The 23,998-nt window shown below is 48.2% G+C and carries 21 protein-coding genes; 8 read left to right on the top strand and 13 right to left on the bottom strand.

The window, feature by feature from the left end; genetic code table 11:
* Positions 1 to 82 precede the first annotated feature (82 nt).
* Positions 83 to 1,360, top strand: coding sequence for an RNA polymerase sigma factor SigC (gene sigC, locus NC996_RS18935; RefSeq protein ID WP_190527923.1), 1,278 nt, complete (start codon positions 83 to 85; stop codon positions 1,358 to 1,360).
* A 475-nt stretch (positions 1,361 to 1,835) separates the two neighbouring features.
* Positions 1,836 to 2,291 (top strand): transcriptional repressor, encoded by a 456-nt coding sequence (locus NC996_RS18930; RefSeq protein WP_190412715.1) that lies wholly within the window; start codon positions 1,836 to 1,838, stop codon positions 2,289 to 2,291.
* 81 nt (positions 2,292 to 2,372) lie between these two features.
* Here NC996_RS18930 and NC996_RS18925 read toward each other — a convergent pair whose 3' ends face one another.
* The 13 genes from NC996_RS18925 to NC996_RS18865 form a co-directional block, all read right to left on the bottom strand.
* On the bottom strand, positions 2,373 to 3,743 hold the full coding sequence (locus NC996_RS18925) for a peptidoglycan-binding protein (RefSeq protein ID WP_190685417.1): 1,371 nt from the start codon (positions 3,741 to 3,743) through the stop codon (positions 2,373 to 2,375).
* A 73-nt stretch (positions 3,744 to 3,816) separates the two neighbouring features.
* Positions 3,817 to 5,046: a peptidoglycan-binding protein gene (locus NC996_RS18920; protein ID WP_190685414.1), complete on the bottom strand. Its 1,230-nt coding sequence runs from the start codon at positions 5,044 to 5,046 to the stop codon at positions 3,817 to 3,819.
* Between the two features lie 62 nt (positions 5,047 to 5,108).
* On the bottom strand, positions 5,109 to 5,987 hold the full coding sequence (locus NC996_RS18915) for a peptidoglycan-binding protein (RefSeq protein WP_190685411.1): 879 nt from the start codon (positions 5,985 to 5,987) through the stop codon (positions 5,109 to 5,111).
* Between the two features lie 188 nt (positions 5,988 to 6,175).
* Positions 6,176 to 6,346 (bottom strand): hypothetical protein, encoded by a 171-nt coding sequence (locus tag NC996_RS18910; protein WP_190412719.1) that lies wholly within the window; start codon positions 6,344 to 6,346, stop codon positions 6,176 to 6,178.
* Between the two features lie 209 nt (positions 6,347 to 6,555).
* Positions 6,556 to 7,038, bottom strand: a complete 483-nt coding sequence (locus NC996_RS18905) for an SH3 domain-containing protein (RefSeq protein ID WP_190430067.1) — start codon at positions 7,036 to 7,038, stop codon at positions 6,556 to 6,558.
* Complete coding sequence (locus NC996_RS18900) at positions 7,035 to 8,564, bottom strand: AAA family ATPase (protein WP_190412721.1); 1,530 nt, start codon at positions 8,562 to 8,564, stop codon at positions 7,035 to 7,037. Before NC996_RS18900 ends, NC996_RS18905 begins: the two co-directional genes overlap by 4 nt.
* Before the next feature lie 274 nt (positions 8,565 to 8,838).
* Positions 8,839 to 9,345, bottom strand: a complete 507-nt coding sequence (locus tag NC996_RS18895) for a YceD family protein (RefSeq protein ID WP_190536251.1) — start codon at positions 9,343 to 9,345, stop codon at positions 8,839 to 8,841.
* A gap of 82 nt (positions 9,346 to 9,427) precedes the next feature.
* The gene (locus NC996_RS18890; protein ID WP_190412723.1) at positions 9,428 to 9,943 is read right to left on the bottom strand and encodes a R3H domain-containing nucleic acid-binding protein; all 516 of its coding nucleotides are present in this window, start codon (positions 9,941 to 9,943) and stop codon (positions 9,428 to 9,430) included.
* Positions 9,944 to 9,945: 2 nt separating this feature from the next.
* On the bottom strand, positions 9,946 to 11,094 hold the full coding sequence (yidC, locus tag NC996_RS18885; RefSeq protein ID WP_190412724.1) for a membrane protein insertase YidC: 1,149 nt from the start codon (positions 11,092 to 11,094) through the stop codon (positions 9,946 to 9,948).
* Between the two features lie 181 nt (positions 11,095 to 11,275).
* A complete protein-coding gene (locus NC996_RS18880; RefSeq protein ID WP_190412725.1) occupies positions 11,276 to 11,671 on the bottom strand; it encodes a PH domain-containing protein in 396 nt (131 codons plus the stop codon).
* The gene (gene rnpA, locus NC996_RS18875) at positions 11,643 to 12,041 is read right to left on the bottom strand and encodes a ribonuclease P protein component (RefSeq protein ID WP_190412726.1); all 399 of its coding nucleotides are present in this window, start codon (positions 12,039 to 12,041) and stop codon (positions 11,643 to 11,645) included. Before rnpA ends, NC996_RS18880 begins: the two co-directional genes overlap by 29 nt.
* A 77-nt stretch (positions 12,042 to 12,118) precedes the next feature.
* Entirely contained in the window at positions 12,119 to 12,256 is a 138-nt protein-coding gene (gene rpmH / locus NC996_RS18870) for a 50S ribosomal protein L34 (RefSeq protein WP_190412727.1), read from the bottom strand.
* Positions 12,257 to 12,380: 124 nt separating this feature from the next.
* Complete coding sequence (locus tag NC996_RS18865) at positions 12,381 to 12,914, bottom strand: DUF2808 domain-containing protein (RefSeq protein WP_190536249.1); 534 nt, start codon at positions 12,912 to 12,914, stop codon at positions 12,381 to 12,383.
* A gap of 591 nt (positions 12,915 to 13,505) precedes the next feature.
* Between NC996_RS18865 and NC996_RS18860 the strand changes: the two genes are divergently transcribed.
* The 6 genes from NC996_RS18860 to NC996_RS18835 all read left to right on the top strand — a co-directional run bounded on the left by NC996_RS18860 (position 13,506) and on the right by NC996_RS18835 (position 23,961).
* Positions 13,506 to 14,651: a Re/Si-specific NAD(P)(+) transhydrogenase subunit alpha gene (locus NC996_RS18860; RefSeq protein ID WP_190439674.1), complete on the top strand. Its 1,146-nt coding sequence runs from the start codon at positions 13,506 to 13,508 to the stop codon at positions 14,649 to 14,651.
* Positions 14,652 to 14,784: 133 nt separating this feature from the next.
* Positions 14,785 to 15,075, top strand: a complete 291-nt coding sequence (locus tag NC996_RS18855) for an NAD(P) transhydrogenase subunit alpha (RefSeq protein ID WP_190412730.1) — start codon at positions 14,785 to 14,787, stop codon at positions 15,073 to 15,075.
* A 116-nt stretch (positions 15,076 to 15,191) separates the two neighbouring features.
* Positions 15,192 to 16,595: an NAD(P)(+) transhydrogenase (Re/Si-specific) subunit beta gene (locus NC996_RS18850; protein WP_190412731.1), complete on the top strand. Its 1,404-nt coding sequence runs from the start codon at positions 15,192 to 15,194 to the stop codon at positions 16,593 to 16,595.
* 183 nt (positions 16,596 to 16,778) lie between these two features.
* Positions 16,779 to 18,140: a serpin family protein gene (locus NC996_RS18845; RefSeq protein ID WP_190677709.1), complete on the top strand. Its 1,362-nt coding sequence runs from the start codon at positions 16,779 to 16,781 to the stop codon at positions 18,138 to 18,140.
* 92 nt (positions 18,141 to 18,232) lie between these two features.
* Entirely contained in the window at positions 18,233 to 21,226 is a 2,994-nt protein-coding gene (pruA, locus tag NC996_RS18840) for an L-glutamate gamma-semialdehyde dehydrogenase (RefSeq protein ID WP_190685408.1), read from the top strand.
* 158 nt (positions 21,227 to 21,384) lie between these two features.
* The gene (locus NC996_RS18835; RefSeq protein WP_190685405.1) at positions 21,385 to 23,961 is read left to right on the top strand and encodes a glycosyltransferase family 39 protein; all 2,577 of its coding nucleotides are present in this window, start codon (positions 21,385 to 21,387) and stop codon (positions 23,959 to 23,961) included.
* The last annotated feature ends 37 nt before the right edge of the window (positions 23,962 to 23,998 follow it).

Raw genomic sequence — 23,998 nt, 5'->3', positions numbered from 1 at the left:
CGTCCTGGAGGGTGGGAATTCTAGCAATAAGTAGTGAAGTGATTAATTGAAAGACTATTCCGGACGCAATTGAGAGATCCCTATGCCAGCCACTCCTTTTTATGCAGAGACAGATACAGAATTTGACTCCGAGTTGCCAAATTACAACTTTGGGTCTGCCGTGTTGAACGACGATGCTCGACCCCCGGTGGATGATCTCGATAGCCCTGAGATGGAAGGTCTAGATGCAGAGTACGGGCGACTCGGCGAGGCATCTCTACGGGCAACTGCCAGCCGTCGTACTACCGATCTGGTTCGGTTATATCTTCAGGAAATTGGTCGGGTTCGGTTACTAGGGCGAGATGAGGAAGTCTCGGAAGCTCAAAAAGTCCAGCGTCATATGCGGTTGCTGGAGCTGAGAAATGATACTGCCAACCAGGCAGATCCAGTGATTCAGCCGTATGTACATCTGATTGAAGTACACGATCGTCTAGCATCTCAGTTGGGGCACCGTCCTTCTTTGGAACGGTGGGCGACGGAAGCGGGTATTGAGCTGAGCAACCTGAAGCCCACATTAGCTGCTGGGAAGCGTCGCTGGGCAGAAGTAGCGGGTCTGGCAGTTGAAGAGCTAGAGCGGATTCAGGCCACTGGCATTCGCGCCAAAGAACACATGATCAAGGCCAACCTGCGGCTAGTGGTTTCTGTGGCGAAGAAGTATCAAAATCGCGGACTGGAATTGTTGGATTTAGTCCAGGAAGGAACCCTTGGGCTAGAAAGGGCGGTTGAGAAGTTCGATCCGACCAAGGGTTATCGGTTTAGCACCTATGCTTACTGGTGGATTCGTCAAGGAATTACCAGAGCGATCGCAACTCAAAGTCGTACTATCCGCCTGCCGGTTCACATCACCGAAAAGCTCAACAAAATTAAGAAAGCTCAGCGCAAAATTTCTCAAGAAAAAGGTCGCACGGCAAGCATTGAGGATATCGGCGTTGAGTTAGAAATGACACCGGAGCAGGTACGGGAAGTTTTACTTCGGGTGCCTCGTTCTGTCTCTTTAGAAATTAAAGTAGGAAAGGAGAAAGACACAGAATTAGGCGACTTGCTGGAAACAGACAGCATATCTCCCGAAGAAGTGTTGATGCGAGAAGCTTTACACCGAGATTTGCAGCAGCTGCTTGCCGATCTCACCAGCCGCGAGCGAGATGTGATTCGGATGCGGTTTGGCTTAGGAGATGGTCATCCTTACTCCTTGGCAGAAATTGGTCGCGCTCTGGATTTATCTAGAGAACGAGTTCGTCAAATTGAAGCCAAAGCTTTACAAAAGTTGCGGCAACCCAAGCGCCGCAACCGTGTACGCGACTATCTGGAGTCCTTGGGCTAAGAAATAGTAATTTCATTTTCACAACTGCCCAATACTAATTTCTCAAAACCCCCCTTTTTAAGGAGGGTTTTGTGATTTCAAATATAGAAAGTCAGGGAGCGGCAAGCAGTGGTAAAAAGCGGTAAATACTTTTCTCAAAACCCCCCTTTTTAAGGAGGGTTTTGTGATTTCAAATATAGAAAGTCAGGGAGCGGCAAGCAGTAGTAAAAAGCGGTAAATACTGCACCCAGCAGGGACAAGGCATAAAACTAGATCCCACAAGTAACAACTGACACTCACAGCAGTGGTCAAAAGGAAAAAAGAAAAAAGCAAAAGATATAATTCTTAACTTATCTTGCTTCCTTTTTCCAGTTGCTTTCCCTATTTCTTCGCCTTGTTTCTTATTAAATATTATTCTCAATAAGCTTCGATTGTTGCAAATATTCTAGGAATTCGCTATTCTTCTCAATAGGGCTACTTTCTTGAGAAGGTCAACATGTCTTTCTACACAGCAACCTCACTCAAGGCTGAACTGAACGAACGGGGCTGGCGTTTAACTCCCCAGCGGGAAACGATCCTGAATGTCTTTCAACATCTTCCTAGAGGTCAGCATCTTAGTGCTGAAGACCTCCACGAGTTGTTGCACAGTGAAGGTGAGGACATAAGCTTATCCACCATTTACCGAACCTTAAAGTTGATGGCTCGGCTGGGCATTTTGCGCGAACTTGAACTGGCAGAAGGACATAAGCATTACGAACTCAATCAACCTTATCCTCATCACCATCACCATTTGATCTGTGTTCGGTGTAACAAGACGATTGAATTCAAAAATGACTCGATTTTAAAAACCGGCACCAGAACAGCCAGAAAAGAAGGGTACCACCTGCTTGACTGTCAGATGACGATTCACGCTATCTGTCCAACTTGCCAGCGGGCGTTACTACCGATTTAAAAAGTGAATCAAGTAGGGGTAGGGCGAGATGTATTACTTGCCACTAGAGGGATTAGCTAATTGTTAGCGAATCCCTCTAGGTTAAAAACGCCCCTTCACGATGTCATCAGCACTGAGACCATAAGCACGCTGGGCAGCTTCGACTGCTGCTTTAGTTTGTGCCTCGAAAATTCCATTTAATGGCCCGCGATAAAAGCCGTTTTCTTTCAGACGCTTTTGTAAAGACAATACATTAAAGCGATCGCTTGTATTTTCCAGAGCCAATATAGTATCGGGTCTAGCGATTCCATCAACTGTTAAACCTTGCGATTTCTGAAACTGAATTACGGCGTCTTTGGTGTCTTGATCGAAGTAGCCAGTCATGGCACCTTGAAAAATTCCCATCTGCCGCAACCGTCGCTGGAGTTCTACCACCTCCCGGTTGTTACTGCCTAACTGTAGGATCTGTCCGCTAGAAGCTGTATTAAAGCGATCGCTTGTATTTTTCAGAGCCAATATAGTATTGGGTCTAGCGATTCCATCAGCTGTTAAACCTTGCGATTTCTGAAACTGAATTACGGCATCTTTGGTGTCTTGATCAAAGTAGCCAGTCATGGCCCCTTGCAAAATTCCCAGTTTCCGCAACCGTCGCTGGAGTTCTACCACCTCCCGGTTGTTACTGCCTAATTGTAGGATCTGCCCACTAGAAGCGATATTTTTAGGCGGAGTCCGATCCTCTCCGCCTCCCACACCTATCAAAGCTGCCTGGGTATCCGAACCGACAATGCCATCTACTGGCATTCCCGCCGCTTGCTGGAATCGGTTAACGGCTGCTTTTGTGATCGGGCCATAATAGCCAGTGATATTTGCTTGAAAATAGCCCTGTTTTTGCAACCGTTGCTGGAGGGCTACTACCTCCGGACCGCTGTCTCCTTCCTGTAGGACTCCACTCCTCGAACGTTGGCTGACCTGAGAAGCCTTGCTGACCGGCTGAGGACGTTGCCTGACAGACTGGAAACGTGGGCGGCTGACCTGTCTGACCTGCCGAGATTGGCTGGCCTGCGCCTGGATTGGCTTGCCTCGCTTCTTCTGTAAGGCGGCTTCGGTTCGCGGTCCCACAATGCCATCCGGTTCCAGCCCGTTAGCTTTCTGGAATTGGATCACAGCTTCCGTTGTAATCGGGCCAAAATTGCCTGTGATACCTGCTTTGAAATAGCCTAGCTGCTGCAAGCGCTGCTGGAGAGTGGCTACCTCCGCGCCGGTGTTTCCTGGCTCAAGTATTGCTAAAGCTTGAGACATTCCCAAGAGGCTCAGTGAGACAAAAAGCGATAGCAGAGACAAACTCGCTCTACTAGACAGCTTTTGGCGGTTCAGTCCTTCAAAAATTTTTTGGCTATTCCAGACTATAGGAAACTCGCTGTTCGTAGATGCTTCGTAGGCCAGGGCAAGATGCAGGTAGGCAAGGGTTTCCATAATTTTACTGGCAAACTCTTGATAGACAGTTTAAGAAGGTCAATTTCATCAACTAGCTATACCATACTAGTGCCTAGGGGCGATATACCACCCGTGCATCTAGTCCGCGCGATCGCAGTAGCTCGGAGCGGCTTTCGGCAAGCTGCCGATTGGAAAATGCCCCTGCATTTACATAGGAACCTCGTTTCGATTTCGGCCCCAGATCCGCATTCGGTACATAGCGGAGGACTTTATTCAATGTTGTGTAATTCCCTGGTACGACTACCACGTAGCGATTCTCAGCAAAATTAATTCCTAATTCCTGTAGGGTTCGTGCATCTGCAATGCCGTCAGGGTATAAACGCCGAGCTTGCTGGAACTGCCTGACAGCTCGCTGGGTAGCGGGACCATAAACCCCATCAATGCGACCAGGGTTGAAGCCTTGATCGCTCAATCGCCGTTGGAGATCCTCGACCTCGGAACCGCGATCGCCAGGTTGGAGACTTCTACGACTCCTGTCGTTCCGGTTGCTGTAGTCACTTAGTTGTTGACTTGGACGACCGGCAACGTAGTCGTCTAGTGCCCGCAGCGTTTCTGAATTAATCGTACCGCTGGGAGATAAACCTACAGTTGTCTGGAACTCCCTGAGAGCTTGCGCCGTATTTCGACCAAATACTCCATCAATACGACCGGGGTTGAATCCTGCCTGTGCTAACTGTTCTTGGACAAGCCTAATGTCTGAATAGGTATTTTCTGAATAGGTATTTTCTGAATAGATATCTTCTGGATAGATATTTTCTGCTCTCAGTGTAGGGATGTTGGGAGGAGACAGTGTAGGGTTTTCCGGAAGCGAGTCAAGAGTTCTGTCCGGAGGTGGCAGGGTAAACGGGTCATTATTGAAGCTTTGGCTTATAGTCGGTCTAACTTGATTAAATAATTCTGCCCTGGTTCCTCGACCCACAATCCCATCTGGTGTGAGCCGATTGGCTTGCTGGAATCGAATCACCGCATTTTTAGTTTGCGAGCCAAAATTGCCAGTGGCGGGCACACTAAAGCCTCGCGCCTGTAACTGCTGTTGTAATGCGCGTACCTCAGAACCGCGATCGCCTTGTTTCAGCGTTCTCTGTGCTAACGCCTGAGAAGAGATTCCTAGCATCGCTAAGGCAACGGCAATCGATAGAAAATGAATCGTTGCGTGGCTAGAAAGTTTTTTCCAATTCAATCCGGTCAGAAATTCCTGGTTTTCCCCAACCGGAGAAACACCGGCTTCTTGTACAGGTGTTTCGTAGACTAAGGCTAGATGAAGATAGGCAAGGGTTTCCATTACTTTTTACAGCATAGATTTTAACGCCAGTCTAGCCGATTGATTGCATCAAATCGCACTCTCTATCGACGATATACCACTCGTGCATTCAGTCCTTGCGATCGCAACATCTCCGACTGGCGTTCTGCCCCAGACGCATTGGCAAATGCTCCTGCCTGAATATTAGAATCGCTACTGGAAGTATCCAGATAAGCATTCGGCACATACTGGCGCACTTGGCGCAGCGTTTCGGTAGTCTCAGCCATTACAATCACCGAGTAAGGAGAATTTGAAGTCGCAAGATACCCGGCAGCAAACCAGGTTTCCCGACCCATAATGCCGTCAATCTTTAAACCCCTCGCCACTTGAAAGCGCTTCACAGCTTGCTCTGTTTTCCAGCCAAATTTTCCATCAATAGAACCCGGATCAAAACCAGCCGCTTTCAGCCTTTGCTGAGCTTCGGTGACTTCCCGACCGCGATCGCCCAGTCGCAACCCGCGCTTACCAATGTTCATTGCACTCGTCTGCGGAGTGTTGTGCGACTTTTTACTTTTCTTGCTTTTGCTCTCCAGATATCGCTTTAATGCTTCTAGGGTCTCTGAACCCGCGATGCCGTCAGCATCTAAGTCACTGATCGCTTGGAAACGCCTCACCGCTGCCTCGGTCAACTTGCCGTAGTATCCAGTGACAGGTCCCTTATAGTAGTTGGCTGCCATCAAGTTTGTTTGCAAAGCCGTCACTTCAGCACCCCTATCCTCTATCTGTATTGCGCTAGCACTGTGGAGCAAACTGAGGAAAGCTAGATTTAGAGCCAGCGATAGCAGATAGCTTGTCGCGGTGCTAGAAAGCTTTTGCCGATTGAGATCCTTAAAAAGTTCTAACTTTTCTATAACTGGAAAAGCCAGAGGATCTGTCGTTTCCTCGTAAGCTACTGCTACATAAAGATAGGCAAGCGTCTCCATTCTTGTCCTGCAAAACTCTTAGCAGCTAATCCACTCACTGAAGTTTTCAGAGAAGTTTTAACTGCTATTTTTGGCTTATTTTACGTTATTTTCACGTTTTTTGTTTACTAACTACAGAGAGAATACTTTAAGCTAGATGGTTTCTAGGTCTTGTTTTTGAGAAACTCTAGACATTTTCAGCGATTAAACTAAACCTTAGCATCAAAAATTAAGGCAACTATCACCGCTACACCAGTAATGCCTAAAGCTACGAGCGGGTGTTGACCTTGACTTACAGCAAAAGAAGTAACGATACCAGCACCCAATGCCGCGATAACGGCAGATCCTAATAAATCTTGATGAGAGTTTTTATTGAACATTGTTGCGCTCCAGCAGCCAAGTTAAAAATAGCTGTGACTTACAGTTTTACAACCTACCACCAGACTTTAGTAGGTTGAAAAGTTGCTGGAATATTGCAATTAAGATTTAAATTAAGCTAATTTTCTTAACACGTCCCAAGGTTACAGAAACGGGGGAACTCTATGCTTGTACTGCAATCCCCCGCACTGAAATCTCTGTCAGATTTCGCCTATTGCTGTTGTTCTGTCTCAACTCGCTCAATGTTACCGGCTTTGATCCAGCCTTGTTGTTCGCCCTCTTCCAGACGGATCTGTTGCCATCTTTTATCATCGCTTTCTTTGATGACTACAATCCTCTGATTGTATCCGACCCCACCGACGCGGTTGGCTTCCAAAGTTGGTGCCTCTCGTAAGCTTAAACCTTCGCGCCAGGTAACGCGAGCGGTATACGCTCCAGGTTCTAGCACTTTAGCAGGAGCAGTGCTGGGCGTCGGCGTTGGGTTGGGTTGAGCGGAGGACGCCGATGTTGTCTTGACAGCGCTAGGAGAAGCTTTGGCTTTTACCTCTGGTTTATCATTTGCATAAACCGGCTTGGGCGGAGGAGCCGACAGTTTAGTTAAGAAGTAATAGGCGGTAGCACCACCACCCACAGCGAGGAGGACGATCGCTAGGAAGAAACCAATTATAAATTTTGCTAAACCCGACCAACTCATGCTTGTGATTCCGGTTGTTGCAGCTGATGAAAGCGACTACTCAAAGGGCTGTGTCTCGATGCCATACGGGCTTTACCGGCGGCTGCCCAATCTTGCAAAAACTGGATTTGCTCTTGGGCAGTCCGAGCTAAGGGCACAATCTGACTGGCGGCTTCTAAAATATCATCGGTAGTGAAGTCTCGATTCTGGCTAAAGCCAATGTGCATCGCTTCTATCAAGGTTTGCTCAATTTCTGCCCCAGAAAAATCGGGGGTTTCGTATGCGACCCGATCGAGATCGTAACTACTCAAGTTGTGAGGCCGCAGCCTGGATAAGTGTACCGCAAAAATGGCGCGACGTTCCTCTTGTTCGGGCAAACCCACAAAAAAGATTTCATCAAATCTGCCTTTGCGAAGCATTTCCGGGGGTAAAGCTTGAATATTGTTAGCAGTCGCCACGACGAATACAGGTGAAGTTTTTTCTGCCAGCCAAGTAATAAAGGTACCAAAGACGCGGCTAGTTGTTCCGGCATCGCTTTTGCCATCAATGCCAGAGAAAGCTTTGTCAATTTCATCGATCCACAGTACGCAAGGAGCTAAAGCTTCTGCTAGTTGAATCATTTGCCGAGTGCGAGATTCCGATTCTCCCACCAATCCTCCAAAAAGACGCCCTACATCTAAGCGTAATAAAGGTAAGTGCCAATGATGGGCGATCGCTTTTGCCGTCAGCGATTTTCCGGTTCCCTGAATTCCCACAAGGAGTAACCCTCTGGGATAAGGGAGACCATATTGCCTTGCTCGTTCTGAAAAGGAACCACCACGCCGCAGCAGCCAGTCTTTTAGGTTATCTAAGCCGCCAATATCAGAAATTTTCTCGCTACTCGAATAAAACTCTAATATTTGGGTCTGGCGAATGGTTTGACGCTTTTCTTCCAGCACCAGTTCCACGTCTTCAGGGCGCAACTCTCCGTGAGTCGCGATCGCTCGTGCCAAGACACGACGAATCCGTTCCATCGATAGCCCTTGGCAGGAACGCACCAGTTCATCCAAAATTTTGCTGGTGAGGGATTTACCTGTGGCACCGAGTAAGCGTTCCACTTCTGTCTTGATCTCAGCTGGCGCTGGCAACGGAAACTCCAGGATGGTTAAGACTTCACTCAAGTCCGTTGGAATGGCAATTTGCGGCGCGACGATGACAATATTTTTTGGCTGGGATTTCAGACGCCGTGACAGATTCCTCAGCTTGCGATAAACTGATATATCTTCTAAAAAACGGGAAAAATCCCGCAAAATAAAGATTCCTGGGGCAGATGCTGCCACTTTTTCTACAAATTCTAATGCTTGAACCGGATTGCGTCGTCCAAAACCGGCATCGTTGGGGTTGCCCTGATAGCCATCGACAAAATCCCAGATATAGACTGGGCGATCGCCTAACCGTTGAGCTACCTGCGCGATCGCTACTTCTACTCGCTCCTCTTCGGGAGTTGGAATATAAATTAATGGATATCGGGCGCGTAGCAGCAGTTCAAACTCTTCACTGAAGCTCATAGCTGTTATAGGATGTCAGTTGGTAGAAGACTTGCGGTTGTCGCGTCTCCAGGTCAGTGGTCAGTTGGTAGGGGCGCGAACAAAAATCTTGGCAACCCAAAACTCTCTCCATTTAACCCGCCCGTACAATCATTGTTGCTTGATTAGTTGCCAACTCCCTGTAAAAACCAAGAAAAAGCATCTCGCCTTACGGTTCAGTTAGTATACGCAAGGGCGATGCTTGTTCCCTTAACTTGTTTGTTTCTTGCCGCTGACGCTAACCACTGACCGCTGACTATTTAGGAAATTGTTTTTTGAGTGCTTTTAAAGCTTCCCATCGGCGGTCAGATAAACTGTCCGAGCCATTCGTATTTGCTGGTTGAATCCCCGAACAATCTTTGTCACAAAGCTGCCTTGGGGGAATCGCCAAACACATTTGTTCGTATAGCCAAACATCAGGCTGAAAATGACCCTGCGGCGGCAGCATTTCCAACAAATCTTCGAGTGGTGTTTCTCGTTCTACAGGCCCTGTGTCTGGTTGATCAGCCCCTTCATCTAACCAAATCATTTCTGATGTATTGATAGCTAGGCGGTGATTATACTGTTGCAAGCAGCGATGGCAAGTGAGAGTGACAATTGCTTCTGCTTTAACAGAAACATCCAGGTAATTTCCTTGATGGGAAACTTTCATCTGTCCGCGCACGGGCGTCAAAGTTTCCAGCTCTGGTAAAAAATCATCAATTTGAATGACTTCTGAGCGCTCTGGCGCTTTCAGAAGCCCAGGAATATAAATCGCCTTCATAATGCTTCAGCCATCCTTCCAACCCGATTAAAAAAGGAAAACAAAAAACAAAAAATTATTTCTTATTTTCCTTTTTTAACTCTTAATTTTTTAATCGTACAACCAGACGCCGGTCTGGTTCTTGACCCCGACTATAGGTTTCTAAATCGTCGCACTCTTGAAAAAAAGTATGAACTTGACGCCGCTCTGCTGAAGACAAGGATTTTATTTCAAATTCTTGACCAGAAGAGCGAACTTGCTGAGCGGCATCCTCAGCAAGTTCCTGGAGTTCCGCTTGACGCCGAGCGCGATAGCCATCAAGTTCAATGGTGTAAGCCGTCTGCTCCTCCCGCTCTTGACCCAAGTTCAAAATGGCATTGGCAAGGTACTGGATGGCATCGAGAGTCGCACCTTCAGAACCTACTAAGGCTTGAATTTGTGCGGATGTTAGTTTAGTTTCGTCGATTGTCAACCAGTAAGTTTCTAATTCTGCTTGGGAGGAGTCGCTGCTTTGTGGAATCGTTTGGATTGCGGTTTCTTTAACGCCGGTAGGAAATTTGGCTAGTTGTAGGAGTTGCTCTAGCCACTGCTGACCCCGCTGCATTCTGCGATCGCTCATAACTAACTCGAAGCCTTTTTCTTAGAACGACCTGGTTCAAAGGGAAGTGCTTCTCTTTCCTTTGCTTTCGTTTCTTTTTCTTGAACTTCTACCATTTTCTGAAGGTTTTCTGGTAGGGGTTCGCGCGACAAAATAAACGTCTGAGCAGTTTGGAAAATGTTAGCAATGACCATGTACATCAACACTCCTGCTGGCAGGGGGAAGAACAAAAACATCCCAGAAAAGAGGATTGGGGTAATTTTGTTGACCGTAGCCTGCTGGGCGTTTGCATCGCTGGAATCGTTCTGTCCGGAGAGAACCTGGTTGAGATACAAACTGATGCCAAAGAATAGCACCATGCCGATAATATCCCAGTGAATGGTTCCGTCTTCATCAAAAGCGCCCACACGACCTAACGCATCAATAAAAAGAAATCCTTTATCTGCCGCTAGTCCTGGAACTGTTCCCTGAACGGTGACTTCCCCAGGCTGAAGAGCTTCCACGCTGCCATCTTCATTCACCTGTACCCGTTCTTCGCCTTTAGTGACCTTCCAGCGGGGAATCAGCTTAGTTTCAGGATAGTCGGCGAGGAGTTCCCGAAGGGGTTTGCCCTCCACGGTTTGAAATTCAATTTTAGCCTTTTCCCCAACCGTCAGGCGGTTCCCTCCCGGCAGCAGCGCCGCAATCGGGGCATGAACGCCATCTGAAAAGTAAATGTTTTGTGGCGCTGTCACGAAAGCTTGCGGCTGAATCCGTTCAATTTGTTCTTGAGGAAAGATTTGCAAATTGACCGTGTAGTTCACATCCGAGAATGGCGATCCCCGCAAGGTGGCAAACAATGCAAAGAGAATCGGCATTTGCAGCAACACGGGGAAGCACCCGGCTAAGGGATTGCCAAATTCTTTGAACAGCTTGCTCATTTCCTCCTGCTGTTTTGCAGGATCGTCCTTGTAAAGCTTCTGAATTTCTTCTTGTCGCTTTTTCATCAGCGGTTGGGAAACTTTCATCCGCCGCATATTGCGAATGGAGCCAGCACTCAGGGGATAGAGAGCAAAGCGAATTACAAGTGTCAGCGCCACGATGGCGAGACCATAGCTAGGCACAATCCCGTAGAAGAAATCCAGGATTGGCAGCATGACATTATTGGAGAGAAACCCGATACCAAAGTCCATTCGTTCTGAGTTAGAGGGGGCGCTAGTAGCTTGTGGAGAATCTTAATCTAAGTTATCTAATGTTTGTGATTTTTGGGTTATAAAACACACAAAAGCCAGGGTAGAGTCGCTGGGGAATTCTTAGATAAGCCATTGACAATTCAATTTGAGCATCTAAAATTTCTTGACTTTTGAGGCAATTCTATCGACTCGCGGAACCATCCGCTGGTTTGCCGGTTCTGGCTGCCATTTTCTCGTTGATGTAGTCATAAATTTCCCGGAATCGAGGTAAGGCTCTGAGTTCCAGGCGACTGCCATCTCGAAGAGTGACTACCATATCGCCCCAGAGACCAATTCCACGGGGAACCTTCACGACATTAACAATTTCTGAGTAGATAATGTCGGTGCGATCGCGTCCCATCCAACCACCCGTTACCGAGATACGACGAGTTGTAATCCGGTAGCGCAACCAAAGCGCTCTCACAATTGCCCCTACCGTCAGAGGTATACAGATGACTGTAAATCCCAGCAGGATATTAATAATCAAATCACCTATGTGGGGACCGCCTTCATAGAAGGTTTCCTCTTTGATGCCCATTGAGTACCTCTGCTTCTGCCAACAACTGCTCTAATTCTCGCAAAATTTGACCATAATCGCACTCCACTGCTATGGGTCGCACAACGATGACCAACCGCCAGCCAGGTGCAATGCGAGGTAACATCTGACGAATCGCTGCCCGAATCCGTCGCTTGATCCGGTTCCGGATGACTGCTCGCTTGCTGACTTTTTGGCTGATGGAGATGCCGATGCGGGTTGGCATCACTTCAGCAGTTTTCATGCCCTTCGCGCCGCTTGATTGCCTCAACGCTCTTAAAGCAAAGTGAGGGGCATTGCGACGCAGACCGCTCTGGTACACAGCGGTAAAATCTTGCCGGTGCCTGAGTCGATTTGCTCTGGATAATGCCACTAGAAACTCCGCCCTCCTGGGTGGCTTAAAAGAAGGATGAAGGCGAAATAAATTCATCCTTCATCCTTCTTGTGTTTCTAAACGGAAAGGCGATAACGTCCCTTTTTTCGGCGAGCTTTGATGACAGCCTGACCATTTTTGGTACGCATCCGTGCTCGAAAACCAGATGTTCTTTTTTGCTTACGATTAGTGCCGCCCAGAGTGCGCTGAGTCATCGGTTTTTACTCCAGATTTAGAATCGCCGCTATACAAAAAGTCACGATTCTCCAGCATAGCATCACACTGCGCTCCTTTTACAAGCGCCCCTTGGCTGCACAGAAGCGGACGTGGACTGTACCTTTAATTAATACTCAGAATCCAGGTACCGAGATAACGGGGCAACGGTACATCGCCGGGAGTAAGAATCGCACCCGTGAAATAATAAGTTCCACCAAAAGGTGGGTTTTTCACGTTAGACAAGATTAAATCTACGCTATTACCAGCAGCCACTGGCTCCTGCATATAAATCAGAAGCTTGTAATTTTCTTTGTCCCAGACAACCTCTTTGAGGGGTAGCTTTTTCCCTTTGACACGGACTTCAACGTTTTTCGTGTCAAACTTGCCCTTATAGTAATCGGGATAAGTGATGACAAACTGAGCTGCCCCTAATTCCATTTTTTTGGCGGGAATCTTGAGCCGGTAGCGATCCCAAGCATCCGATTGACCGCCAAAATCTAACCGATAGCTCAGCTGATTTTGCCGTTCAACACCGCTAAAAATGGTTAACCCCGGTAGACTCTGTGCTTGGGTGAGGCTGGCAAAGCCCGTTAGCACGCAACCCGTCGCCGCTAGGGCAGAAATTAGGCGTCGCTTAGAGGATTTTGTTGACAACATAGGCTCTTGTATCTCAACTGTAGAGAATGGGCTAGAGAGTGGGCTTCGTTACTAAACTTTACTATTTTTGGCTCAAGCGGGGATGTAGCCGCCTCGAATGAATCCTCCCCCGTGACGCGGGAAGCCGGAAGAAAGTGCCCCAGATGCAAGCTTAGTGAGCTTTTGAGTCGAGCGATCGCTCAGGTTAGGGCAATGGAACCAGACCGGCTCATAAAGACAGTTGATTTTAAACTAGTTGCCGCTCGGCGCGATCGCGCTGCTCGGCATTTTTTTATGTACTAATGTATATCATTATGTATTTTTTTGGTTATTTATTGAATAAATTTGAAAAAATCAGCCGGAAACAAACCCTTCAATTAATCTGAATTGACGCCAGAGATTATAGGCACCAGAGGGTTTAAGAGAAAGCTTTTTATCATTGGTTAAAGCTTTGAAAACGGGTTCTAGGTGATATCGTCTTAGGACGTGCGTGAGTGTGGAACTCTAAATTCATAAAACAAAGTTAAAGATACGGATCGGAATTTAGAAATCCGCCTAGGATGCAAAAGGATAGGATGCAGAAGGGTTTCGTAGAATTGATTGGGAGAGTTCATGAGAATTGCGGTTGCAAAGGAAGTTGAAGTTGGCGAACGTCGTGTGGCACTGGTGCCTGACACTGTAGGCAGGTTAGTAAAACAGGGTCTAGAAGTGTGGGTAGAGGCGGGTGCTGGTGAGCAAGCATTTTTCTTTGATGACGCCTATAAAGCAGCTGGTGCAACGATTGTCTCGGATACAGGTGCTTTGTGGCGCGAGGCGGATGTTTTATTAAAAGTTAATCCGCCGAAAGAGCATGAAATTCATCAGCTCAAGGAAGGAGGCGTGTTGATTGGGTTTCTAAATCCTTTGGGAAATCCAAACCTAATCCAGCGTTTAGCCGAGCGCCGAGTCACCGCCTTCAGTATGGAATTGATCCCCCGCACCAGTCGGGCGCAGAGCATGGATGCTTTGTCTTCTCAGGCGGGAGTGGCTGGATACAAGGCGGTACTGATTGCAGCGGCGGCTGTGCCGAAGTTCTTCCCGATGTTGACGACAGCAGCTGGGACAATTGCACCGGCAAAAGTATTTATCATGGGTGCAGGCGTAGCGGGACTGCAAGCGATCGCTACTGCTAGACGCCTAGGTGCCATCGTAGAAGCCTTTGATATTCGTCCTGCCGTGAAAGAAGAGGTGCAAAGCCTAGGGGCGAAATTTATCGAAGTGCAGCTGAATGAAGAAACTGTGGCAGCGGGCGGCTACGCGAAAGAAGTTTCTGAAGCCTCTAAGCAACGCACCCAGGAAGTCCTCACCGAGCATGTCAAGCAAGCCGATGTCGTCATTACCACAGCTCAGGTTCCGGGCAGGAAAGCACCCATCCTGGTGACTGAGGAAATGGTAGCCCAGATGAAACCGGGTGCGGTCATTGTCGATTTGGCAGCTGAGCAAGGCGGCAACTGCGCCTGCACGGAACCTGGCAAGGATGTACAGCGCAACGGAGTCACGATTATTGGCCCGATGAATTTACCTGCGTCTATGCCGGTTCACGCCAGTCAAATGTATGCCAAGAATGTTTTGACTTTGGTGCAATACCTGATTAAAGAGAGTGCATTGCAGCTGAATTTTGAGGATGACATCATTAGTAGTACCTGCGTCTCTAATAACGGTGAGATTCTCAATCAACGAGTCCGGGATGGTTTGACTCAGGTGAAGATTAACGCCTAGAAAAATGGTGGATGAAACCCATTTTCTCTCTAGAAAACGGGTTTCTTAGCTATCAAATTAGGTATCCAATTTTAAGATTGTCGGTGGGCAGTGTCCACCTTGACCGCTGAATCAAGAAGGAGTATTGAGCTGAATGACAGAAACCTTAATTGGCGCTTTGTTTGTATTTGTATTAGCATCTTTTATCGGATTTGAAGTAATTAACAAAGTGCCACCGACACTCCATACTCCCCTAATGTCTGGGGCAAATGCAATTTCTGGAATTGCCGTGATCGGGGCGCTGATTGTCTGCGGGCCGCGCGAGTCAAATCTCAGCGTCATTTTGGGCTTAATTGCCGTGGTGCTAGCAACCATCAACGTAGTAGGTGGTTTCTTAGTGACGGATCGGATGTTGCAAATGTTTAAGAAAAAGGTAAGCGGGTAATGGATAAGCTTTGAAGTTTGAACAGAAGAAATTTCTCACTCAAAATTCAAACCCGAACACTCAAAACTCTATCTGATTACCAATCACCAATTACCCATTACCGACGAACAAGTGATATGACGGAATTTCTGCCAACTGGGATACAGCTGACTTACTTAGTAGCAGCGTGTTTGTTTATTCTGGGATTGAAGAAGCTGGGTTCACCGGCGACAGCTCGCACAGGCAATCAGTGGGCAGCTGTCGGGATGCTACTGGCTATCGTGGCAACACTGCTAGATAGGCAGGTGTTGAACTACGAAATGATTTTGTTGGGTTTGCTGATTGGTTCAGTGTTGGGAGCGATCGCAGCCTATAAAGTAGAAATGACCGATATGCCCCAAATGGTGGGTCTACTCAACGGTTTGGGAGGCTTAGCTTCTGCCCTGGTCGCTGTAGGAGAATTTTGGCGGCTCTTGGGCACGCAGCAAGCAATTCCCTTCGACGCCAACCTCTCGATTATCAGTAGCGTATTTATCGGCGGCGTCACCTTCACTGGCAGTATGATGGCCTTTGCCAAATTGCAGGGACTCATTAGTGGTTCTCCCATTACTTTTCCCTTGCAACAACCCATCAACGCTCTCCTATTAGTAAGTTTTGTAGCAGCGAGTGCCTTCCTGCTAATTACCCCAGACAACTTACCTGTATTTCTAGCAATGGTAGGGATTTCCTTACTGCTGGGCGTGCTGTTCGTGATTCCGATTGGCGGCGGCGATATGCCTGTCGTAATTTCGCTGCTGAACTCGCTTTCTGGGGTCGCTGCGGCTGCTGCTGGTTTCGTGGTGATGAACAATATGCTGATCATCTCCGGAGCCTTGGTAGGCGCTTCAGGCTTAATCCTGACCGAAATCATGTGTAAGGCGATGAACCGTTCCCTTGCCAGCGTGCTGTTTGGTGCCTTCGGGAAAGCTGGGGCATCTGGTGGTACTGGTAGTGCAGAAGGGGGCGATAAAAATGTCCACAGCATCGATACCGAAGAAGGCGCGATGATGTTGGGCTATGCGCGTTCCGTCGTGATTGTTCCCGGCTATGGCATGGCAGTGGCTCAAGCACAACACGCTGTCCGCGAATTGGCTGACGGCTTAGAAAAACTAGGCGTTGAAGTGAAATACGCCATTCACCCAGTCGCGGGACGGATGCCAGGACACATGAACGTATTGTTAGCGGAGGCGAATGTGCCTTATCCGCAGCTATACGACATGGATGATATCAATCCGCAGTTAGAGCAGACGGATGTGGCGCTGGTGATTGGGGCGAATGATGTTGTGAATCCAGCGGCTCGTCACGATTCTGCTAGCCCGATTTACGGGATGCCGATTCTGGAAGTAGATAAGGCAAAACACACGATTGTGATTAAACGCGGGATGAGTGCGGGTTTTGCCGGTGTGGATAACGAGCTTTTCTACAAAGACAAAACGATGATGCTATTTGGCAGTGCGCGGGATGTCGTGGCGAAGCTTGTTGCTGAAGTGAAGCAGCTATAAACAAATTTTGAGTTTTAGATCATCACTCAAAATTGCGATCGCGATACGATACCAGTCTGCTTCAGGAGTTTAATACTCCTGAAGTTATCTTTTCTTTGGAATAAAAGATAGGTTAGGCTGGGCTTACCAGAGGCATCTGCTACATTCAGAAACCACGGTTATGTGATTTTGCATGAAAGCAGCATGAGACAATTCATCGCGGGTTTTACCGCCGCTTTAGTAGGTTTGGCGATCGCTTCGGTTGGTTCCGCGATGGCTCGTGAACCTGGTATCTATTTTAGGAATTCCCGTGCATTGTCAGACAAGGCAGATGGGAATGGGACTCCAAAGCCGATTTTAACCAGCCAAACCGCGTCCTCCACTCCAAAACAACCAACAGAGGAACTTTCCGCACTTTTAGATACGGTGGTGGAGGGCAACAGCTCGTTTGCCCTCGATCTCTATAACCGTCTGCGGAAACAAGAAGGAAACCTATTCTTCTCCCCTTACAGCATTTCAACGGCACTCGCCATGACCTACGCTGGAGCTGGCGGACAAACGGCGACCGAGATGGCGAAAGTTCTCCACTTCACCTTAGAGCAAGAACGCCTGCATCCGACTTTTGCCGCGCTCATGGCTGAGCTAAACGCCAGCGAACAGCAGGGATATCAAATTGCAGTTGCGAATCGGCTTTGGGGTCAAAAGGGCTATGGCTTTAGCGATCGCTTTTTGAAAACTACCCAAAACGACTACGGCGGGGGACTCCAAGAGGTGGACTTTGCCGGTGCGACTGAACAGACTCGCCGCACGATCAACAACTGGGTCGCAAAAAAAACTGAAGACAAAATTCAAGACCTGATTGCGCCAGGGACGATCTCTTCTAAGACCAAGCTGGTGCTGACAAATGCCATTTACTTTAAAGGTGCCTGGTTCAGCCCGTTCGATCGGCAAAAAACCAAAGATGAGCCGTTTTATGTCACTCCAACGCAGCAGGTTAGCGTGCCGATGATGTGCAAGACGGAGCAATACGGCTGGGCAGATATTGGCAGCTTGAAAGTGTTAGAGCTACCCTACGGTCAAGGCGAGGAGATATCCAAGGAATTATCGATGGTCATTCTCTTACCCAAGCAAGTGGATGGGTTGGCGAAGATGGAGCAGCAGCTGACGCCAAAAAACTTGGAACGGTGGCTATCGTCCCTCAAATACGAGCAGATGGTTGAAGTTTGGGTGCCTAAGTTCAACCTCACTTCAGAGTTTGACCTAAGCAAGGTACTGGCAAATATGGGGATGCCCGAAGCTTTCAGCGTTCAAGCTGACTTCTCGGCGATGACCGGCAAGAAAGGGTTGTTCATCTCCAAGGTGATTCACAAAGCCTTCGTGGAGGTAAATGAGGAGGGCACTGAGGCAGCTGCGTCTACAGGGGTTGGGATGACTAGGGGGGCAAACAAAGAGTTTCGAGCCGATCGCCCATTTGTGTTCCTGATTCGGGACAAGCAGTCGGGTAGCATTTTGTTCCTGGGTCGTGTGTTGAATCCGCTACAGTCAACAGCGGCTGTTGGGAAGTAAAGTTGATGCCGATCGCTTGGGAAATCGAGAAAATAGAAGATAGAGGGTTCCCAGCATTGATGCCTTTATCCTGAATTAGGAGTCTGCCAGCCGTGGTTGTACAAATATCTGATAGCACCTACGAAGTCAAGACCCAAGAAATTGCCAAACAACTGTTGGCAGCAACGAGAGAAAATCGCTCCTTTTTTGCCCAAATGCGCGACCAAATGCGCTGGGATGATAAATTACTTGCTTGGGCAATGGCTAACCCTGGTTTGCGAGTGCAGCTGTTTCGCTTCATTGACTGTCTGCCTGCGCTGCACAGTAAACCGGAAGTTGCTCGCCACTTGCAAGAATACTTGGCGGATGAGTCGGTTGAACTCCCGACGAGCCTGAAAGGGATGCTCAACTTTGCGTCTCCAGACTCAATGCCCGGTCAGGTAGCAGCGACAACGGTGAATACAGCAGTTGAAACCTTAGCGCATAAATATATCGCTGGGGAAAGTATTAAACAGGTTATTAAGACGGTTGAGCGATTGCGTAAGGAGAAAATGGCTTTCACCATCGACCTGTTGGGGGAAGCGGTGATTACGGAAACTGAGGCGCAGTCGTATTTAGATAGATATTTGGAATTGATGCAGCAGCTGACGGAGGCAGCGAAGACGTGGACGCGGGTTCCGGCAATTGACCAAGCAGATGGAGAAGAAATCCCCCAAATTCAAGTATCTGTCAAGCTGACAGCGTTTTATTCGCAGTTCGATCCGTTGGATGCGAAGGGAAGCGAGGAGCGAGTGAGCGATCGCATCCGGCTTCTCTTACGTCGTGCCCAAGCGTTGGGGGCTGCCGTTCACTTTGACATGGAACAGTATGCCTACAAAGATTTGACGCTCTCCATTCTGAAACAGTTGTTGATGGAAGAGGAGTTCCGGAGTCGCACGGATCTCGGAATAACCCTGCAAGCTTATTTGCGCGACAGCGAACAAGATTTGCGCGGCTTGATTGACTGGGCGAAACAGCGTGGCTATCCTCTGACAGTGCGCTTGGTAAAAGGGGCGTATTGGGATCAGGAAACCATCAAGGCAATGCAGAAAGATTGGCCGGTGCCAGTTTACAGCGATAAAACTGCAACCGATGCCAATTTTGAGAAGATGACCCAACTGTTGCTGGAAAATCATGAGTATTTGTACGCAGCAATTGGCAGTCATAACGTGCGATCGCAAGCACGGGCGATGGCGATCGCGGAAAGTTTGAAAATTCCCCGCCGTCGCTTTGAGATGCAAGTTTTGTACGGCATGGGAGATAAGCTGGCAAAAGCGCTCGTCGATAAAGGTTATCGAGTGCGGGTGTATTGTCCTTATGGGGATTTGCTACCGGGGATGGCTTATTTGATTCGCCGGTTGCTGGAAAATACTGCCAATAGTTCGTTCTTGCGACAAAATCTGGAAGAGCGTCCGATTGAGGAATTGTTAGCGCCTCCCGTCGTAGAAAGTTCGGATTCATTCAAAACTCAAAACTCAAAACTCCCAACTCAAAACTTGCCTTTTCACAATGCAGCGGATACGGATTATGCAGAAGCTGAGGAAAGGAAGCGATCGCAACAAGCTTTGCAAACGATGCGCGAACAGTTGGGTAAAACCTATTTACCTCTGATTGACGGTGAATATGTAAACACATCCGATCTCGTTAATTCAGTGAATCCTTCCAACCCCAGCGAGGTGGTTGGCAAAATCGGGTTGATTAGCGTAGAACAGGCAGAACAAGCGATCCAAGCCGCAAAAGCAGCATTTGCCAATTGGCGGCGGACTCCGGTGCCAGAAAGGGCTGGAGTGTTGCGGAAAGCCGCAGATTTGATGGAAAAACGCCGCGCTGAATTATCCGCGTGCATGGTATTAGAAGTTGGGAAGCCAGTGCGGGAATGCGACGGTGAAGTTTCCGAGGCGATAGACTTCTGCCGTTACTACGCCGACGAAATGGAACGGCTGGATGCTGGGCACCATTATGACATCGCCGGGGAAACCAACCGCTATAACTACCAACCACGAGGGATTTCCCTGATTATTTCCCCTTGGAATTTCCCCTTGGCGATTCCCACCGGAATGACAGTGGCGTCACTGGTGACTGGGAATTGTACGCTTCTCAAACCCGCTGAAGTTTCATCGGTGATTACAGCGAAACTCAGTGAAATTTTGGTAGAAGCAGGCATCCCTCGTGGGGTGTTCCAATACGTACCCGGAAAAGGTTCAACGGTGGGTGCTTATATGGTGAAGCATCCCGACGTCCACATGATTACTTTCACAGGTTCTCAGGAAGTCGGTTGTCGGATTTACGCTGATGCGGCGATTTTACAACCAGGGCAAAAACACCTGAAGCGGGTGATTGCCGAAATGGGTGGCAAGAATGCGATTATCGTCGATGAAAGTGCCGATCTCGATCAAGCTGTGCAAGGTGTGGTGCAGTCCGCCTTTGGTTACAGCGGACAGAAGTGTTCGGCGTGTTCTCGGGTAATCGTTCTAGAACCCATCTATGATGCCTTTGTAGAGCGTTTGGTGGAAGCAACGCGATCGCTCAATGTTGGCCCTGCGGAGGCACCCAGCACCCAAGTTGGCCCCGTGATTGATGCAAACGCACGCGATCGCATTTTGGAATATATCGAGAAAGGGCGTCAGGAAGCCAAAGTGGCGCTGGAAATGCCCGCACCCAACAATGGCTATTTTATCGGTCCAACGATTTTCTCAGAAGTCTCGCCAGAGGCAACGATTGCCCAAGAAGAAATTTTTGGTCCGGTTCTAGCCGTCATGCGGGTGAAGAATTTTGAGGAAGCGATCGCAGTTGGTAATAATACTAACTTCGCCCTGACTGGTGGTCTATATTCCCGTACACCTTCCCACATTCAACAAGCTGAAAGCGAATTTGAAGTCGGCAACCTCTACATCAATCGCGGAATCACTGGCGCAATTGTAGCAAGACAACCCTTCGGCGGTTTCAAACTTTCTGGCGTCGGTTCTAAAGCAGGTGGCCCAGATTACTTGCTACAATTCCTCGAACCCCGCGTAGTGACAGAAAATATCCAGCGCCAAGGATTTGCTCCGATTGAAGGAGTAGATTAGAAAGGCAAAAGTAAGAAGACAAAAGTAAACAGAAAGAATTGTTTCTTTTACTTTTGTCTTTTTATTGGGGTAAGGTAATTGGGAGAAAATAATAGAGCGGTTCTCAATTTGATGCAATACAAAATGAGAAAGAAGTTAAAAGAACCTATCTGGATTCTGTGACCGATAAAGATAAAAGCACTAAGTTTAAAAATAGAAGTCTGCTAATTCTAGGAATCATTTGGCTGGTGGGGGCAGTTAGCGATCGCATTTGGTTTGCGCTTGACCATTCGGTGCCAGCTTGGGATCAGGCAGATTACTTGACGGGATCGTTGAACTACTGGAGGGCTTTGCAACAACCCCAGTGGTTTTCAGGGGAGTGGTGGACGAGTTTTTGGCTTTTGACATCCAAAGTGCCGCCTTTTACCTACATTGCGACTGCTATCGTCCAGCATCTCTTTGGGACGGGGGCGGATCAAGCCACGCTGGTTCTGTTGCTATTCAGTGCGATGCTTTTGGGTTCGGTTTATGGTTTGGGTGTCCAGCTATTTAGCATTGAAGTCGGTTTATGGGCGGCTGGGCTGTGCCAATTGTTACCGGGAATTTATCAATATCGTCTGGATTTTCTGCTAGATTATCCGCTGACAGCGGTTGTGACATTGAGTTTCTTTTGCTTGACGGTTTGGCGGAATTGTCGAACCGCAGAGGCACAGAGGACGCAAAGAACAAGAGAATGGGTTTGGGCGGCGGCGTTTGGGCTTTCTTTGGGGCTGGCGCTGATGGTAAAGCAGACAGCGCTGTTCTTTCTGTTGACGCCGATTTTGTGCGTGGGGTTTGGGGCGATTCGGCACCGGGCATGGGGACGCCTCGCGCAACTGGTTTCTGGGTTGCTGCTTTCGGTTTTGGTCTTTGGTCCTTGGTATCGCACCAATTGGCTGCTGATGCTGACAGCGGGAAAACGCGCAACCGTGGATTCAGCGATCGCGGAGGGAGATCCCGCCCTCAATACTCTAGACGCTTGGACTTACTACTGGAAAATTCTTCCTTACCATGTGTCTTGGCCTTTGTTACTCATTCCAATTGTGGGATTGCTGATTTATTCAATTAAAAAAATAAAAACTCAACAAGAGAATTCTTCAACTTTTAATCTTTCATTTTTACATTTTGATTCAATTGCTTGGCTTGCAGTATTTTGGCTGGGAGCTTATTTACTGGGTTCGCTGAATATCAATAAGGATTCTCGCTATGTCTTGCCTTACTTGCCAGTAGTGGCGCTGTTTTTGGCTTATGGTTTGACGCGCCAGACAGGACGCTGGAAACATTACATCCGTTGGGGAACGGTTGGTTTGGCGGTGCTGCTAATGTTTCTGAACCTGTTCCCCGTGGGAGGGATGTTTGCCAATTTCACGCAAGTCCTCAGTCCCTACGCCCAGCATCCCGTTTATCTGGGAGAAAAATGGCCTCACCAACAAGCGATCGCCCAAATTATTCAAACCGAACCTTATCTGCGTTCCACACTAGGAGTATTACCCTCAACCGCAAAAATTAACCAGCACAATTTCAATTATTACGGTGCGTTAGAAAATTTTCAGGTGTATGGGCGTCAGGTAGGAACCCGAAAGAAGTTTGTCCCTCAAGATGCGCGATCGCTTTCCTGGTTCCTCACGAAAACTGGTAAGCAAGGATCGATTCCAGACGCGCAAGCAATCATCGTCCAAACTGTAGAACAAGGTTCGGATTTCCAATTGCACAAGACTTGGGATTTACCCGATGACAGCGTGCTGAAACTCTATCATCGCAAAACGCCACCCATTCAAGTACAACCCCTCACAGAACCCCGTACCCAAGTCAGCCTAGAACGGGTGAGTGTACCGAACCAAGCCCCGCCAGGGAGTCCCGTACCGATTACCTACGAATGGTCTGGTTCCTGGAAACAGTTGCAATCCGGTTTAGTGCTGCTGACTTGGCGAATAAGCGATCGCATTGTTGAAAATTCCACAGTTAACAATTCCAAAGTTGAAAATTCCAAATCTGAATGGCTGCACGATCACGGGATTGGCATGGGAGAATTGTATCCAAAAGTTCTTCCCTCTAAGCTTTCTGCGAATGGCTTTCGAGTTACCGAACAGATGGCGATGCTGCCGCCAGCAAATATATCGGCTGGAATTTACCGCCTAGAAGCGACTTACCTGAACCGGCAAACGGGTGAAACTTACCCGATACAGGTTCCCTCCGTGACACTGAAGATTGAACCCCTTGCCGCCGCCACACCCGCACCTGAATTGGATTTGCTGACTCAGTTGCGGACTCTAGCGGCTACCTTACCCCAAGGGACAGAAGCTCTAGAGTCGATATTTGAAGAAACTGGGCGCATCAACCAGTACGACCCGATTCAAGACTATCTGAATCAAACCTTGACGGCATTGGAATACCGACTGCAACGGGAACCGCAAAACCGGGATTGGGCATACACGCTGGCTTTGTCAAAGGCACTAAAGCGACAAGTCAAAGGTGCGATCGCTGCCTTAGAACGAGTCGTTGAGATCGACTCCCAAAATCCCTACGCTTATGCCTATCTCGCCTTTGTCCATCTGTACGATTGGCATCCCGCCGCCGCCCAGAAAGCTTTGAAACCGGCTCTTGCCATCAACCCGAACTTATCCGAACTTCAAGCCCTGAATGGCGTAGCAACGCTTCTGCAAGGCAATCTCGTCAAAGCTTGGCAAATTCTGAAAGAATTAAAAATTCCGAATTAGAAACAAAATTCTTGCTTTTGCCTTTTACTTTTTGCCT

It is taken from the genome of Trichocoleus sp. ST-U2, from assembly GCF_039961875.1.
Classification (GTDB): Bacteria; Cyanobacteriota; Cyanobacteriia; order Cyanobacteriales; family FACHB-T130; genus FACHB-T130.
This window is presented reverse-complemented; position numbering and strand designations above follow the sequence as displayed.

Excerpts from the sequence above, each read along its gene's own strand:
- sigC (WP_190527923.1), top strand. The coding sequence starts at position 83 with ATGCCAGCCACTCCTTTTTATGCAGAGACAGATACAGAATTTGACTCC.
- NC996_RS18930 (WP_190412715.1), top strand. The coding sequence starts at position 1,836 with ATGTCTTTCTACACAGCAACCTCACTCAAGGCTGAACTGAACGAACGG.
- NC996_RS18925 (WP_190685417.1), bottom strand. The coding sequence starts at position 3,743 with ATGGAAACCCTTGCCTACCTGCATCTTGCCCTGGCCTACGAAGCATCT.
- NC996_RS18920 (WP_190685414.1), bottom strand. The coding sequence starts at position 5,046 with ATGGAAACCCTTGCCTATCTTCATCTAGCCTTAGTCTACGAAACACCT.
- NC996_RS18915 (WP_190685411.1), bottom strand. The coding sequence starts at position 5,987 with ATGGAGACGCTTGCCTATCTTTATGTAGCAGTAGCTTACGAGGAAACG.
- NC996_RS18910 (WP_190412719.1), bottom strand. The coding sequence starts at position 6,346 with ATGTTCAATAAAAACTCTCATCAAGATTTATTAGGATCTGCCGTTATC.
- NC996_RS18905 (WP_190430067.1), bottom strand. The coding sequence starts at position 7,038 with ATGAGTTGGTCGGGTTTAGCAAAATTTATAATTGGTTTCTTCCTAGCG.
- NC996_RS18900 (WP_190412721.1), bottom strand. The coding sequence starts at position 8,564 with ATGAGCTTCAGTGAAGAGTTTGAACTGCTGCTACGCGCCCGATATCCA.
- NC996_RS18895 (WP_190536251.1), bottom strand. The coding sequence starts at position 9,345 with ATGAAGGCGATTTATATTCCTGGGCTTCTGAAAGCGCCAGAGCGCTCA.
- NC996_RS18890 (WP_190412723.1), bottom strand. The coding sequence starts at position 9,943 with ATGAGCGATCGCAGAATGCAGCGGGGTCAGCAGTGGCTAGAGCAACTC.
- yidC (WP_190412724.1), bottom strand. The coding sequence starts at position 11,094 with ATGGACTTTGGTATCGGGTTTCTCTCCAATAATGTCATGCTGCCAATC.
- NC996_RS18880 (WP_190412725.1), bottom strand. The coding sequence starts at position 11,671 with ATGGGCATCAAAGAGGAAACCTTCTATGAAGGCGGTCCCCACATAGGT.
- rpmH (WP_190412727.1), bottom strand. The coding sequence starts at position 12,256 with ATGACTCAGCGCACTCTGGGCGGCACTAATCGTAAGCAAAAAAGAACA.
- NC996_RS18865 (WP_190536249.1), bottom strand. The coding sequence starts at position 12,914 with ATGTTGTCAACAAAATCCTCTAAGCGACGCCTAATTTCTGCCCTAGCG.
- NC996_RS18860 (WP_190439674.1), top strand. The coding sequence starts at position 13,506 with ATGAGAATTGCGGTTGCAAAGGAAGTTGAAGTTGGCGAACGTCGTGTG.
- NC996_RS18855 (WP_190412730.1), top strand. The coding sequence starts at position 14,785 with ATGACAGAAACCTTAATTGGCGCTTTGTTTGTATTTGTATTAGCATCT.
- NC996_RS18850 (WP_190412731.1), top strand. The coding sequence starts at position 15,192 with ATGACGGAATTTCTGCCAACTGGGATACAGCTGACTTACTTAGTAGCA.
- NC996_RS18845 (WP_190677709.1), top strand. The coding sequence starts at position 16,779 with ATGAGACAATTCATCGCGGGTTTTACCGCCGCTTTAGTAGGTTTGGCG.